General features: G+C 67.2%; 10 protein-coding genes. 5 read left to right on the top strand and 5 right to left on the bottom strand.

The genetic code is table 11. The annotated features are described in order from the left end of the window. Positions 1-331: 331 nt before the first annotated feature. From C1932_RS10315 to C1932_RS10305, 3 genes are read right to left on the bottom strand one after another with little or no spacing between them, the layout of a single operon-like run. The gene (locus C1932_RS10315; RefSeq protein ID WP_199911957.1) at positions 332-1,651 is read right to left on the bottom strand and encodes a cytochrome c; all 1,320 of its coding nucleotides are present in this window, start codon (positions 1,649-1,651) and stop codon (positions 332-334) included. A 10-nt stretch (positions 1,652-1,661) separates the two neighbouring features. Next, the gene (locus tag C1932_RS10310) at positions 1,662-3,437 is read right to left on the bottom strand and encodes a GMC family oxidoreductase (protein WP_108762074.1); all 1,776 of its coding nucleotides are present in this window, start codon (positions 3,435-3,437) and stop codon (positions 1,662-1,664) included. A 4-nt stretch (positions 3,438-3,441) separates the two neighbouring features. Then, entirely contained in the window at positions 3,442-4,170 is a 729-nt protein-coding gene (locus tag C1932_RS10305) for a gluconate 2-dehydrogenase subunit 3 family protein (protein WP_108762073.1), read from the bottom strand. Between the two features lie 189 nt (positions 4,171-4,359). On the opposite strand from C1932_RS10305, the gene C1932_RS10300 reads away from it, so the two are divergent. Beyond that, positions 4,360-5,274 (top strand): LysR family transcriptional regulator, encoded by a 915-nt coding sequence (locus C1932_RS10300; protein WP_108762072.1) that lies wholly within the window; start codon positions 4,360-4,362, stop codon positions 5,272-5,274. Here C1932_RS10300 and C1932_RS10295 read toward each other — a convergent pair. Then, positions 5,271-6,203 (bottom strand): GAF domain-containing protein, encoded by a 933-nt coding sequence (locus tag C1932_RS10295; protein WP_108762071.1) that lies wholly within the window; start codon positions 6,201-6,203, stop codon positions 5,271-5,273. The genes C1932_RS10300 and C1932_RS10295 overlap by 4 nt on opposite strands. Before the next feature lie 75 nt (positions 6,204-6,278). Then, entirely contained in the window at positions 6,279-6,929 is a 651-nt protein-coding gene (locus C1932_RS10290; protein WP_108762070.1) for a TetR/AcrR family transcriptional regulator, read from the bottom strand. 331 nt (positions 6,930-7,260) lie between these two features. On the opposite strand from C1932_RS10290, the gene C1932_RS10285 reads away from it, so the two are divergent. The 4 genes from C1932_RS10285 (at position 7,261) to C1932_RS10270 (ending at position 12,773) form a co-directional block, all read left to right on the top strand. After that, positions 7,261-9,375 carry a TonB-dependent siderophore receptor gene (locus tag C1932_RS10285; RefSeq protein WP_234412084.1) on the top strand — a complete coding sequence of 705 codons (2,115 nt, stop codon included), beginning with the start codon at positions 7,261-7,263 and terminating at the stop codon, positions 9,373-9,375. 167 nt (positions 9,376-9,542) lie between these two features. Further along, entirely contained in the window at positions 9,543-10,340 is a 798-nt protein-coding gene (locus tag C1932_RS10280) for a DUF4198 domain-containing protein (RefSeq protein ID WP_108762068.1), read from the top strand. A 30-nt stretch (positions 10,341-10,370) separates the two neighbouring features. Continuing rightward, on the top strand, positions 10,371-11,276 hold the full coding sequence (locus C1932_RS10275) for a hypothetical protein (protein ID WP_108762067.1): 906 nt from the start codon (positions 10,371-10,373) through the stop codon (positions 11,274-11,276). Positions 11,277-11,345: 69 nt separating this feature from the next. Beyond that, positions 11,346-12,773 (top strand): DUF2271 domain-containing protein, encoded by a 1,428-nt coding sequence (locus tag C1932_RS10270; protein WP_108762066.1) that lies wholly within the window; start codon positions 11,346-11,348, stop codon positions 12,771-12,773. Positions 12,774-12,895 lie beyond the last annotated feature (122 nt).

Here is a 12,895-nt window from a genome sequence, read left to right as displayed (position 1 = left end):
GGCCTTGGCCGGCGGTGCTGCGGAATCGCAACCGCGCCCCTTAGGCCACGATGTGGCGCGCGGTGGCGTAAGCGTCAATTGCTGACGCTCTCAGGTCAACGCTGGATGTCCCAAGGTGTGACTTCGCGCAAGGAGTGCGCTGTGTCGAGCCGGATCATGTCCGGCGCACTTCCTGTTCAGGCGAGGTCGGAGTACACGCTCGGCCCTGCACTCACACTACGGCGCTTGGGGCGCCGCTGCACCGTTCGCTCTGGTAGGTGCCCACCTTGGTGGGCACGCCTTGCGCGTGAGTGCCAACCAAGGTTGGCACCTACCGGGCAATGCACCCACGCTACGGTGCTTCCTGCCGCAGTTTCTTCGCCTGCGCCGCATTCACCGCGCTGGCCTTGTTGCCGAAGTCCTGGCGGATGAAGGTCGCCAACTGCGCGATCTCTTCATCGCTCAACCGATCGGCGAACCCGGGCATGCCCAGGTTGGACGGCCGCTGCGCAGTGGAAGGCAACGCGCTGCCGTGCAGCAGCAGGCGCACCAGCGTGGTCGGATCGTCGGCCAGCACCGTGGGGTTGCCGGCGATGGCCGGGAACACGTTGGTATAGCCCTTGGCATCGGTGCGATGGCAGGCGGCGCAGTTGTCCACGTACAGTTCGGCACCTCGGCTGTCATTCACCCCGGCCTGCAGCTTGCGCGCGGTGGCATCGTTCTGGGCGTATGCAGAAGGATCGTTCGCGCTGGCCGGCAGGCTCTTCAGATAGACCGCCATGGCCTGCAGGTCGGCATCGGTCAGGTGCTGGGTGCTGTGCACCACCACGTCGGCCATCGGCGAACCCACCACCGCGCTGTGTGCATTGCGTGCGGTACGCAGTGTATCGACGATATCCTGCGTGCTCCAGCGGCCCAGGCCATCGGCGTTGTTGCCGCGCAGGTTCACCGCGTTCCAGCCATCGATGATCTGCCCGCCGGCCAGGTACGCGCTGCCCGATTCATCCAGAGCCTGTTCCTGCAACGCCAGCCCGCGGGGGGTGTGGCAGCTGCCGCAATGGCCCAGGCCCTGCACCAGGTACGCGCCACGCGCCAGTTCGGCGCTGCCATAGCGGCTGGGGTCGAAGGCCACCGCATCCGCATCGGGGGCGAAGGTCTTGCGCCAGATCGCCAACGGCCAGCGCATCGACAACGGCCACGGAATGTCGGCGGCCTGGTTGGCCTCCTTCACCGGGGCGATGTCACCGTGCAGGAAGTAGGCATGCAGCGCCCGCACATCGTCATCGGTCAGGCGTGCATAGGACGGGTAGGGCATGGCCGGGTACAGCGTGCGGCCATCGGGGGTGATGCCGTGGCGCACGGCCCGGTCGAAATCATCCAGCGAATAGCCGCCAATACCGGTGTCGCGGTCCGGGGTGATGTTGGTGCTGTAGATGTTGCCCAGCGGCGAGGCCACCGCCAGACCGCCGGCGAACGGCTTGCCGCCGGGCCGGGTATGGCAGGCGGTGCAGTCGCCAGCCGCAGCCAGGTAGCGGCCGCGTTCGATCAGCGCCGCATCGGCCGCCGGCGCATCGCCCAGTACCCGCGTGCGGGTCGGCACGAAGGCGTAGACCAGGGCCAGCAACAGCAGCACCAGGGCAAGCACCACGATCCACAGGAGAAGCTTCTTCATGGGCGTCTCCTCAGGCCTGTACCAGCGGGCCCGGATCGGGCAGGTACTTTTCGCGGATGGCGGTGGCCGCCCAGTACGCCAGCCCGCCGACCAGCCCGGTGGGGTTGTAGCCGTTGTTCTGCGGGAACGCGTTGGCGCCGATCACGAATACATTCGGCACGTCCCAGCTCTGCAGGTAGCGGTTCAGTGCCGAGGTCTTCGGGTCGGCGCCCATGATCGCGCCACCGCAGGTGTGGGTGCTCTGGTACTTGGTGATGTTGTAGTGCTCGCGGTCCTTCTTGGCATCACCGCTCATGGAAAGCGGATTCAGCACGCGGCTCATCTCCATGGCCTTGCCGACGAAGAACTGCGAGGCCTTGATCTCGTTGGGGTGCCAATCGAAGGTCATGCGCAGCAGGGGCCGGCCGAAGCTGTCGGAGTAGTTGGGGTCCAGGCTGAGGTAATGCTGGCGATAGGCCATGCACGCGCCCTGTACTTCGTAATAGAAGTTGTGGCGGAAGTTGTCCGCAGCCGCCTTCTTCCATGCCGCGCCCCAGCTTGGCGTACCCGAAGGCACGTTGATGCCGCGCACCGGGCCGGCGCCGGGCTGGCGCGCCCAGACCAGACCGCCACCGACGAAACCGGCCTTGGCGTTGTCCAGCTGATTGCCGTTCAGATCGTCCATGGTGGTGCCCGCACCGCCAATGCCGATGAAGCCGTTGGCCTGCACGCTCTTGTCGAAGAACAGCACCACCCGGTTGAGGTTCTGGTAGGAGTAGTTGCGCCCCACCGTACCGGTGTTCGATTCGGGGTCGTAGGGCGTACCGATGCCGGACAGCAGCATCAGATGCACGTTGTACAGCTGGAAGGCGCACAGCAGCACCAGGTCGGCCGGTTGCTGCACCTCACGGCCCTGGGCATCCAGGTAGGTCACGCCGGTGGCCTGCTTGCCGGTGTTGTCCAGGTCCACCTTCAGCACCTGCGAATGAGTGCGCAGTTCGAACTTCGGGCGCTGGCGCAGCACCGGCAGGATGCAGGCGTTGGGGCTGGCCTTGGAATAGTTCAGGCAGCCGTAATCGCTGCAGAAGCCGCAGGCATTGCATGGGCCCAGCTGGCAGCCATAGGGGTTCACATACGGGCCGGAGGCATTCGAGGCGGGAATGGGATAGGGATGCCAGCCCATTTCCTTGGCTGCCTTGTAGAACAGTTCGCCGCCCAGGTAATTGGGGTTGGGGCCCAGCGGATATTCGGCCGAGCGCGACCCTTCGAACGGGTTGCCGCCGGCCTGCACCACGCCATTGATCACACCGGCCTTGCCAGAGGTGCCGCAGACCAGCTCGAACATGTGCAGGTGCGGTTCCAGTTCGGCGTAGCTCAGCGGGAAATCCTGGATGGTCATGTCATCGGGAATGAAGCGCTTGCCGTAGCGTTCTTCCACGTTGGTGCGCAGCTTCATGTCTTCCGGCAGCGGGCGGAAATGCGCGCCCGACCAGTGGCTGCCCGCACCGCCCACGCCGGTGCCGGGCTTGAACGAGCCCATCTGCCGGTAGGGTACGGCGGTGTCGGCCGGGGTGTGGCGAATCGTGACGGTTTCCTGCGCCAGGCTCTGCAGATAGCGACGGTGCACCGAACCTTCAAGCTCGTCCACCACGTTGGGATAGGCGAAATCAGGTTGGGTATCGCGGTCGCCGCCGCGCTCCAGCGCGACCACGTGCAGGCCGGCGTCGGTCAGTTCCTTGGCCAGGATCGCCCCGGTCCAGCCCATGCCGACGATCACAGCGTCTACTTTCGGTTTCGTGATGGCCATGCGCTCAGCCCCTCCGCCCGGCCAGATCCACCGGCGGCAGTGGGTAGGCCTTGTCGCGCACCCCGATCCAGTCCAGGTAGTCGGCACGCACGCCGGGGTAGCCGATCATCTTCCACGCGGCCATTCCCTTGTTGGCCCCGTACTTGGGGTCGGCGAAGTAGCCGTTCTTCACTTCACCCAGCAGATTGGAGAAGAACAGCTTGCTGGAAATGGCGTCCAGCTCCAGCTTGCCGCCCTCGGCGGCCTTCAGCAGGGTTTCCTGCTGGGCGTGGTCCAGCTGGGCGAAGGTCTTGCCCTGGAACTGTGCGCGGCAATGCGCATCGAAGGCGCCAATGCCCACGCGCACGATATCGCGCAGCGGCAGCTTGCCCTGGTAGCCGAATTCACTGGGCGCTTCCAGGAACGGGCCCTGCATGTACCAGATGGCGCCAGCCGCATAGGGCGTCTGCATGTGCCGGTCGAGGAACTCGGGCACCCCCGATTCCACAGCGCCGGGGCCGGTCTCGTCGGCGGGGATCAGCCGATCACAGGCCGCAACGATGAAGGCCCATTCGGCGGCATTGAAGAATTCGGGGCGGTAGTCGGCGGTATCAGCGGCAGGTGCCTGCGCGTCTGCCGCCGGCGTGCCGGGCGCACAGGCGGGCAGTGCGGCGGCTACGGGAATCAGGGTCAGGCCCTGGAAAAAGCGGCGGCGGCTCAGCGCCGGCGCCATCGGTTCGGCGTCATCGTTCATGGGGGGTGGCTACCTGTGGGGTGGCTGGTGCACAGCTTTGCGCGCGTCCTGTCGCGGTGGCGTGCTCGACATCGGGCCCGGCGCCGACCGCTCCCCGGCCGACATGGATCGATCCATTGTGTTGCTGCGTGACGCTTTCCGGAATGGCAATATGGGAAAGGTGCTGTTGCCTGAAAGGAAAGAATCGCGATGATCGAAGACCTGAGCGAACTGCGGACCTTCGATCGCATCGTGCATGGCGGCAGCCTGTCGGCCGCCGCACGTGACCAGGGTGTGTCGCTGGCAGTGGTCAGCAAGCGGCTGTCAGCGCTGGAGCGCCGGTTGCAGGTGCGCCTGCTCAACCGCAGCACGCGCCGGGTCTCGCTTACCGACGAGGGCAGCGTGTTCCACCAGCACTGCCGCCAGGTACTGCAGGCAGTGGAAGCGGCCGAAGCGGCGCTGGCGCAGCGCCAGGACCTGGTGGCCGGCGTGTTGCGGGTGACCGCCCCGAATGGTTTCGGGCGGCGGCACGTGGTGCCGGCGGTGCGGCGGTTCCAGATGGCGCACCCCGGCGTGCGCGTGCATCTGTCGCTGCGCGATGAGATCGTGGATCTGGTGGGCGAGGGCATCGAACTGGCCCTGCGCTACGGCACGCTGGACGATTCGCGCCTGGTCGCCCGGCAACTGGCGCCGAACCGGCGGGTACTGTGCGCATCGCCAGATTACCTGCAACGGCGCGGCATGCCGCGCAGCATTGCCGATCTGCAGCAGCACGACTGCATTGCCTCGGGCAGTCCGCCGGTCAGCCACTGGCGCTTCGGCCAGGGTGATGCCGCGCTGGCCCTGCCGCTACAGGCCAGCACGCTGTGCGACGACGGTGAGGCTGCGCATCTGATGGCGCTGCAGGGCGCCGGCATTGCACGCAAGTCGATCTGGGACGTGGCCGAAGACCTGCAGGCCGGGCGTCTGGTGGAAGTGCTGCCCGACCATGCCCTGGCCACCTCGCCGCTGAGCGCGGTGCATGGTTCAGGCAAGCAGCTGGCACCGCGCGTGCGCGTATTCCTGGACCACCTGCTGCAGCACCTGCGCAGCACGGTGGCCTGGCGCTACGCCAACGCCGATTAGCCGCGCGCGTCCTTGGCGTTGGCCAGCGCCTGGTCGGCGCGCACGAACACCGCGGTGGTGCTCTCGTCGCGGGTGCCGGTGGCCGCGCCCAGCAGCAACGGGCGGCCCAGGCGGCTGGCGGCTTCATCGGCCACGCCCTGCAGCGCATGCAGGGTGGCATCGGCCTGGTCGGAGCCGAGCACGGCAATGAACTCGCCGCTGCCGGTTACCCGGTTGATGCTGTCGCCACGCTCGGTCTGCAGGCAACGCTCCAGCGCCGCATCCAACTGCTGCAACTGGCGGTCCAGGCCGCGCTCGCCCAGTTGTTCGGCCAGCGCGGCCAGATCCTGCAGCTCCAGAATCACGATGGTGTAGGGCGTGCCCGCCGCGGTGTCGTTGCCGATGGGCTCGGCGGCGACCGTCTGTTCCAGCAGAGCGACCACTTCCTGCTCGCGTTCGCGGCTGCGCGCTTCCATCAGGTTCATGGTCAGCCGCGCCAGCGCCTGCAGGGCCTCGCGTTGCACCGGGGTAAGCGAGCGCGGTGACAGGTCGACCACGCACACACTGCCCACCGCCGCACCGCTGCCGGTCACCAGCGGCATGCCTGCGTAGAAGCGTGCGCCGATCTCCTTCAGCACCGGGTTGTCGGCAAAGCGCGCGTCCTGGCTCAGATCACCGACTTCCAGCAGTTGGCTGGGCTCGCGGATTGCATGGTCGCAGACCGCTACATCGCGGTCGGTCTGGCTGCCGTCCACCCCGGTGCGCGCCTTGAACCACTGGCGGTCGCGGTCAATCAACGTGACCAGCGCCATCGGCGTGCCGCACACGGCGGCGGCCACTTTCACGATGTCATCGTAGGCCGGCTCGGGCAGGCTGCCGACAATGTGCAGGGCATCGAGCGCACGCTGGCGTTCGGTTTCGGAAAGGGCGGTCGAAGCGTGGTCGGTCATCGTGTTCCCGGGCAAGCGTTGGACACCACCATGCTAGAACACGCGCGTAAGCGCTGGATGAACCACTGCCGCACCTCAGCCGCAGGCGGGCGGCGGCAGCGAGAGCGCCTGCAGATCAGCTGTGCCGTGTACGATCTGCATCGCCCCGAGCACGAGCGCATGCATGCCCTGGGCGAACTCCCGTTCGATTTCCGCCGCATCACGCGCGCGCTCATCGTCAGACAGTCCATCTTCCCGCATGCCGGCGTACAAGGTGTTGGCTGCGGCCACGCAATGGAAGGCCACGGTCGACAGCAGCCAGCGTGCCTGCGCCAACGGCAGGCCGTAGGCGGCCGCAACGGTCTGCTGGTGCGCGGCGATGCGAGCACTTATCGACGGCGAGGCCACCGAGAGGCGCAGCAGATGGGGGGCAAGGCCGGGGTGGGCGATCACCAGATCGCGCAGCGATGCGATGAAGGCGATTAGGTAACGCGGCAGGTCCTGCCCCTTGCCATCGTCGACCGGCGGCATGGTCCAGCCCTCGAAGATCGCATCGGCCACGGCAGCCTTCAGTGCTTCCAGGCTGGGAATGTGGTTGTACAGGGTCATGTGGGTGACACCCAGCTGCCCGGCCAGCCCGACGAATGTCAGGTCACGCAGGCCCATGGCCATGCCGGCCTCGACGATGCGTGCATGGCTGAGTTTCTTCGGGCGCCCCCGCGCCGGGGCTTGCTGGCTGTCGGTCATCGGTTTTCCATTGGTGCGGGCAAGGCCATTCGGCGTCGTCGCCGGATGGCTTGACCATTTATTTTATAGCAATGATAATTAATCGCATCGCGCAGCACATCGCCAGCGCCAAGGCGTGATCGTGGCAATCGCGCCCACCTGCTCCCAGCCAGGCATCGGCCCAGCCAACAACCTCCGCCTGCACCAACGCACTCCCCCCGTCGGGCTCCCGGCCACGGCGCAGGCTTCGTCATGCCCAGGAATACCGATGACGTCCGATGTCCGTTGCCTCCCTCCCTTGTACTGCGGGCGCGCAGGTGCAGCCAGCCCGCTGCGGTTCGCGCTTGCCGCCATGCTCGTGCTCCCGGCGCCTTCGGTGCTGGCACAGGCCGTTGCTGCAGCCACCACCGACGCACCCACGGTGTCGACCCTGGATTCGGTGAACGTGCGCGAGACCCGGGGTGTCACCGATCCCTACGCCGGCGGCCAGGTAGCCTCCGGCGGGCGCATGGGCCTGCTGGGCAACCGCGATTTCATGGATACCCCGTTCAACACCATCAGCTATACCGAGGCCTACATCGCCGACCGGCAGGCGCGTGACATCACCTCGGTCATCGCCGCTGCCGACCCCACAGTGTTCACCAACAACGCCTCGGGCGCGTGGAGCGAGAACTATTCCATCCGCGGCTTCGCCTCCAGCACCACCGACATGACCGTGGACGGCATGTTCGGCATGGCGCCGTTCTACCGTACCTCGCCAGAGATGTTCGAGCGCATCGATGTGTTGAAGGGGCCCTCGGCCCTGCTCAATGGCATGCCGCCGGGCGGTTCGGTCGGCGGCACCGTCAACCTGATCCCCAAGCGCGCGGCCGATGCGCCGCTGACGCGGGTGAGCGCGGATTACAGCTCTGACGCTCAGTTCGGTGGTCACGTGGATGTCGGCCGCCGCTTTGGCAGCAGCAAGCAGTGGGGCGTGCGCTTCAATGGTGTGTACCGTGACGGCGAGGGTGCCGTACGCCACCAGGACAAGGGCTACCAGCTGGGTGCGCTGGCCTTGGACTGGCGCGGCGAGCGCAGCCGAGCATCGCTGGATGTCTACAGCGCCGAGGACCGCATCCACGGCCCCACCCGTGGCGTCAGCCTGGCGCCCGGCGTGACCGTACCGAAGCCGCCGCGGGCGGACGTGCTGATCAACCCCGACTGGGGCAGGGTGGAGAGCCGCGACAAGGGCGCGCTCGCCCGTGGCGAGTTCGACTTCAACGAGCACGTGATGGGCTACGCGGCCTTCGGCGCCAGCGACACACGCTACAGCTACAACGGTGCCATCAGCGCCCTGGTGCTCAACGATGCCGGTGACTTCCGCACCACCGTGGCGCAGTTGGCGTTCCACACCCGCAAGCAGTCGGCCGATGTGGGTGTGCGCGCCCGTTTCAACACCGGGCCGGTCAGCCACCAGCTGGCCGCCAATGCCACCGCCTACCAGCACAAGCAGGATGACTACGGTCGCCGCAGCGTGCCTGAAGCGAGCTGGGTCACCAACCTCTATGCCCCGGTCTGGAACGAGGCGCCGCCGTTCATCACCCCGCACATCATGCAGACCGAGGTGAAGCTGCGCAGCATCGGCCTGGCCGACACGATGGGCTTCGCCGGTGATCGCCTGCAGCTGACCCTGGGCGTGCGCCGGCAGCAGGTGCAGAGCGATGCGTTCGACATCAGTTCCGGCGCACTGTCCTCGCGTTACAAGCAGAGCGCCACCACGCCGGCGGCAGCGGTACTGTTCAAGCTGGGCCGCAGGGTTTCGCTGTATGCCAACAGTATCGAGGGCCTCAGCCAGGGCGCCACCGCACCCACCACCGCAGCCAATGCCGGCGAAGTGTTCCCGCCGTTCAAGACGAAGCAGGCGGAGCTGGGGCTGAAACTCGATGCCGGTCGCTTCGCGCATTCGTTCAGTCTGTTCCAGATCAAGCGGCCCAGCGGCTTCACCGACCCGGTGTCGAACCTCTATTCCTTCGGCGGCGAACAGCGCAACCGGGGTGCGGATTGGAGCTTCTTCGGTTCACCGTTGGACGGCGTGCGCCTGATGGGCGGCGTGGCCTATGTGCAGCCCAAGCTGACCCGTACCCAGAGCGGCATCAACCAGGGCAAGCTGGCCACCGGCCTGCCCAAGCTGCAGGGCAAGCTGGGTGCCGAGTGGGATCTGCCGATGCTGGAAGGTGCCAGCCTCAACGCCGGCATCACTTCCATGTCCAAGCAGTTCATCAGCGCCGACAACACCCAGTGGGTGGCCGGGCACACCGTGTACGACCTGGGCGCGCGCTACAGCACGCAGTTCGCCGGGCGGCCGCTGACCCTGCGCGGCACGATCAACAACCTGACCAACAAGGCGTATTGGGGCCAGCCGCTGCTTTCCAGCCTCGCGCTGGGTGCACCGCGGACATACACGTTGTCGGCGACCCTCGATTTCTGATGGGTACGGCTCCCTCCGGCATGCCGGTTGTGCCGGAGGGGATGCATCAACGACACATTTCGCAAGATTTCACTAATTGATAACCATTCTGAATTGGCATAGCATTCCGTCCGCCAGCCCCGGACCTTCGTCTCGCCAGCGCCCACGCTCTCCGACACGAAGGCCCCATGAAGACTCTTTCCCTGCTCGCCGGCGCTGCGCTGGCGCTGGCTGCATCCCTGCCGGCACACGCCCACACGCCGTACCTGTCGCCCAGCACCTATGCACCGCGTGCGGGGCAGATGGTGGCGCTGGACGCCTCGTTCGCCGAAGTCTTCTTCGTGCCGGAAACCGCGTTCGACGATAGCCAGTTCAGCGTTACCGGCCCGGACGGCAGGACCGCCGTGCTGCCTGCGCAGGTGATGAAGACCCGCACCGTGGCCGAGTACACGCTGCCGGCCGGCACGGGCACCTACCGCCTGAGCACTGGGCAACGCCTGGGCGCGCTGTTCCGCAAGTGGGAAATCAATGGCAAGCGCGAAAGCTCGCGCGATCCCGCAGTAAAGATTCCGGCCGGCGCCAAGGTGATTTCCGATTTCCAGTCGCGCACGCTGGCCGAGACGTACGTGACGGCCGGCAACCCCGACCGCGCGGCGCTCGCGCCACACAACCAAGGCATCGAGCTGGTGCCGGTCACCCATCCCAACGATCTGTACGTGGGCGAGGCATTCGAGTTCATCGCCCAGTACGACGGCGCGCCGCTGGCCAGCCAGAAGATCGAGATCACCGAAGCGGTCTGGAGCAGTGACCGCACACCGCAGGTGGTGACCGTCACCACCGACGCCAAGGGCCATGGAAGGTTCCCGCTGACATCTGCCGGCACCTGGATTGCGCTGACCCGCCACCGCACGGCCGCGCCGGCCGGGGCCACGGTGGCCGAGTACAGCAACAGCTACACGCTCAGCTTCCGCGTGCTGAACCCCTGATCCCTTCCATCGTTCGTTCCTGAGGTCACCATGAAGATCACCCTGCTTGCCAGTGCGTGCGCCTGCACGCTGCTGCTGTCGTCCGCTGTCCACGCCCAGACCGCCCCGCGGCCGCTGGTGGGCGGGCACGGCAACAATGTCACCGCGTTCATCGGCGAACATGATGACAACGCCGATGGCAAGGTCACTTGGGCCGAGTTCGAGGCCTTCCGCCGCGCCCGTTTCGATGGCACCGACAGCAACAAGAACGGCACGGTGGATGAAGACGAGTATGTGGCCGAGTTCGACCAGCGCATGACGGCCGAGATCGAACGCGAACGTGTCGCCCAGGTCGAACAGACCCGTGCCCGCTTCGCCGCACTGGACACCGACAAGGACGGCAGCGTGTCGCGCGCCGAGTTCGACGCCGCAGGCGAGAAGACCTGGCAGGGCGGGCAGAAGGCGCTGGCCAACCGTGGCAAGGACAAGGCCGCGCCGGCCGCCGGTGGCACCGAAGCCCGCACGGCGGCCGGTGCGCAGCGCTTCGACAACCGCCGCAGCCGCCTGAACATGCCCACCAGCCACACCGCCGAAGGCTTCCTGGAGCTGTACGACGGCAATGGCGATGGCAAGGTGGACAAGGCCGAGTTCGACAAGTCCCGCGACGAGCAGTTCGCGCGCACCGATCGCAATGGCGACGGCCGCCTTTCGCTGGATGAATACTTGGGCGAGTTTCAAGAGCGCCTGGACCGCCGCGCCGCCTCGCTCACCCAGGGCGATGATCGCCAGGTGCACGTGCGCTTCGGTGTGCTCGATGCGGACAAGAGCGGCGAAATGACCTTCGCCGAGTACCAGGTGTCAGGCAAGCGGTTGTTCGACACCGCCGATCGCAACAAGGATGGCGTGGTCGATGCGACCGATGCGGCACTGCCGCCGCCGGCTGCGCCGCGCCGCTGAGTCCTGTGCGGGGCCCGTTGCCACGCGCCCCGTTGTTGCGGATTTCCGCGCACTCCCCAGTTGCTTCCCATGTTCCGTCGTACCTCCCGCCTGCTGCTGGCCCTGGCCGCACCGCAGATCTTCCATCGCGACGATGTGCTGGGCACCTCGCTGGATATCAGCGTGGACGCCAGCGAGGCGCCTGCGCAGTCCGCGCTGCAGGCCGTGCTGGCCGAGACCGCGCGTCTGGACGGTGTGCTCAGCCGCTGGCGCGATGACAGTGAGTTGAGCCGGTTCAATACGCGCAGCGGCGCGCAGGCGGTGTCGCCCGATCTACGTGCGGTGTTGCAATTGTGCGAGCACTGGCGGCAGCGCAGCGAGGGTATCTTCAGCTGCCGGCTGGGCCGGGTGGCCGAACGCTGGCGCGATGCCGCGACCAGCGGCGTGCTGCCGCCGCGCGATGAACTGCGTGCGTTGGCGTCGGCCGCGGCACAGGCTGAGTTCGAGCCGGCGCGCGGCGGCGCGCTGACCCGCCCCGAGGCGGTGGTGTTCGATGTGGACGGCGTAGCCAAGGGCTACATCCTGGACCGGGCGCTGGACGTGGCGCGCAAGGCCGCACCGGCAGCACGTGCCATCAAGATCGATATCGGTGGCGATGCGCGCTACTGGCAGGCGGCTGGCGAAACCGCGCCGTGGCAGGTTGGGGTGGCCGATGCGCGCCGCCCGCGTGACAACGGCACCCCGCTGGCCACACTGGCCTTGCGTGACGGCGCCATTGCCGGCAGCGGCCATGCCACGCGCGGCTACACGGTGGGCCGGCGCCACTACAGCCATATCCTGGATCCATTCTCGGGCTGGCCCATGCAGTTCGCGCCCGCCGCGACCGTGGTGGCGCCCGATGCCGCCAGTGCCGATGTGCTGGCCACCGCGCTGTCGGTCATGCCGATCCGCGATGGGCTGGCCCTGGCCGATGCACTGCCGGACGTCGCCGCATTTGTGTTGAGTGATACCGGCATTCCGTTCGTGTCGCAGCGCTGGCCGGCATTGCTTGCTGACGCACCACCGCGCGCGGCGAACGAGGAGCGGCTGATGGTGGACTACCAGATTCCACAGATCGCAGCCCAGCGCTATTTCGCGCCCTATCTGGCGCTGTGGGTGACCACGGTCGACGGCACGCCGGTGCGCCAGTTGCTGGTGCTGGGCACGCGCTCTCGTTACCTGCAGTCGCTGCCACAGTGGTGGCGGCGGTATGGCCGCGACGATCTGCCCGCCATCCAGGGCATCGCGCGGCCCACCCGATTGCCGGGCCAGTACTCGCTGGCCTGGGACGGGCGCGACGACCGTGGCCAGACCGTCGCCGATGGCGCGTATCTGCTGCAGGTCGAGGCCGCGCGCCAGGCCGGTGGGCATGAGTTTCTGTCATTGCCGTTCACGCTGAAACAGGGCAGGGCGGTGGACAGCCAGCGCCGTGGCCAGAGCGAAATCGGCACGCTCAGTCTGCATCTGACCGGGCGCTAGCGCCGGTCCTGCTTCACCCCGAACTGTCAGTACCCCTTCCCAGCAACGCACGCAACGCCATCGCAATGGCGCCCCGCAGCCAGGAAACCACCGCCGCTCCAATCGGAGCGACGGAACGCCCC

Origin of the sequence: Stenotrophomonas sp. YAU14D1_LEIMI4_1 (genome assembly GCF_003086815.1) — a bacterium.
Classification (GTDB): Bacteria; Pseudomonadota; Gammaproteobacteria; order Xanthomonadales; family Xanthomonadaceae; genus Stenotrophomonas.
Note: the sequence above shows the minus strand (reverse complement) of the source record. Positions and strands in the feature narration are given on the sequence as shown.

What these genes read in the sequence shown, in the direction of transcription:
- C1932_RS10275 (WP_108762067.1), top strand. Translation starts at nt 10,371, where the DNA reads ATGAAGATCACCCTGCTTGCCAGTGCGTGCGCCTGCACGCTGCTGCTG.
- C1932_RS10305 (WP_108762073.1), bottom strand. Translation starts at nt 4,170, where the DNA reads ATGAACGATGACGCCGAACCGATGGCGCCGGCGCTGAGCCGCCGCCGC.
- C1932_RS10315 (WP_199911957.1), bottom strand. Translation starts at nt 1,651, where the DNA reads ATGAAGAAGCTTCTCCTGTGGATCGTGGTGCTTGCCCTGGTGCTGCTG.
- C1932_RS10295 (WP_108762071.1), bottom strand. Translation starts at nt 6,203, where the DNA reads ATGACCGACCACGCTTCGACCGCCCTTTCCGAAACCGAACGCCAGCGT.
- C1932_RS10280 (WP_108762068.1), top strand. Translation starts at nt 9,543, where the DNA reads ATGAAGACTCTTTCCCTGCTCGCCGGCGCTGCGCTGGCGCTGGCTGCA.
- C1932_RS10270 (WP_108762066.1), top strand. Translation starts at nt 11,346, where the DNA reads ATGTTCCGTCGTACCTCCCGCCTGCTGCTGGCCCTGGCCGCACCGCAG.
- C1932_RS10300 (WP_108762072.1), top strand. Translation starts at nt 4,360, where the DNA reads ATGATCGAAGACCTGAGCGAACTGCGGACCTTCGATCGCATCGTGCAT.
- C1932_RS10285 (WP_234412084.1), top strand. Translation starts at nt 7,261, where the DNA reads ATGCTCGTGCTCCCGGCGCCTTCGGTGCTGGCACAGGCCGTTGCTGCA.
- C1932_RS10290 (WP_108762070.1), bottom strand. Translation starts at nt 6,929, where the DNA reads ATGACCGACAGCCAGCAAGCCCCGGCGCGGGGGCGCCCGAAGAAACTC.
- C1932_RS10310 (WP_108762074.1), bottom strand. Translation starts at nt 3,437, where the DNA reads ATGGCCATCACGAAACCGAAAGTAGACGCTGTGATCGTCGGCATGGGC.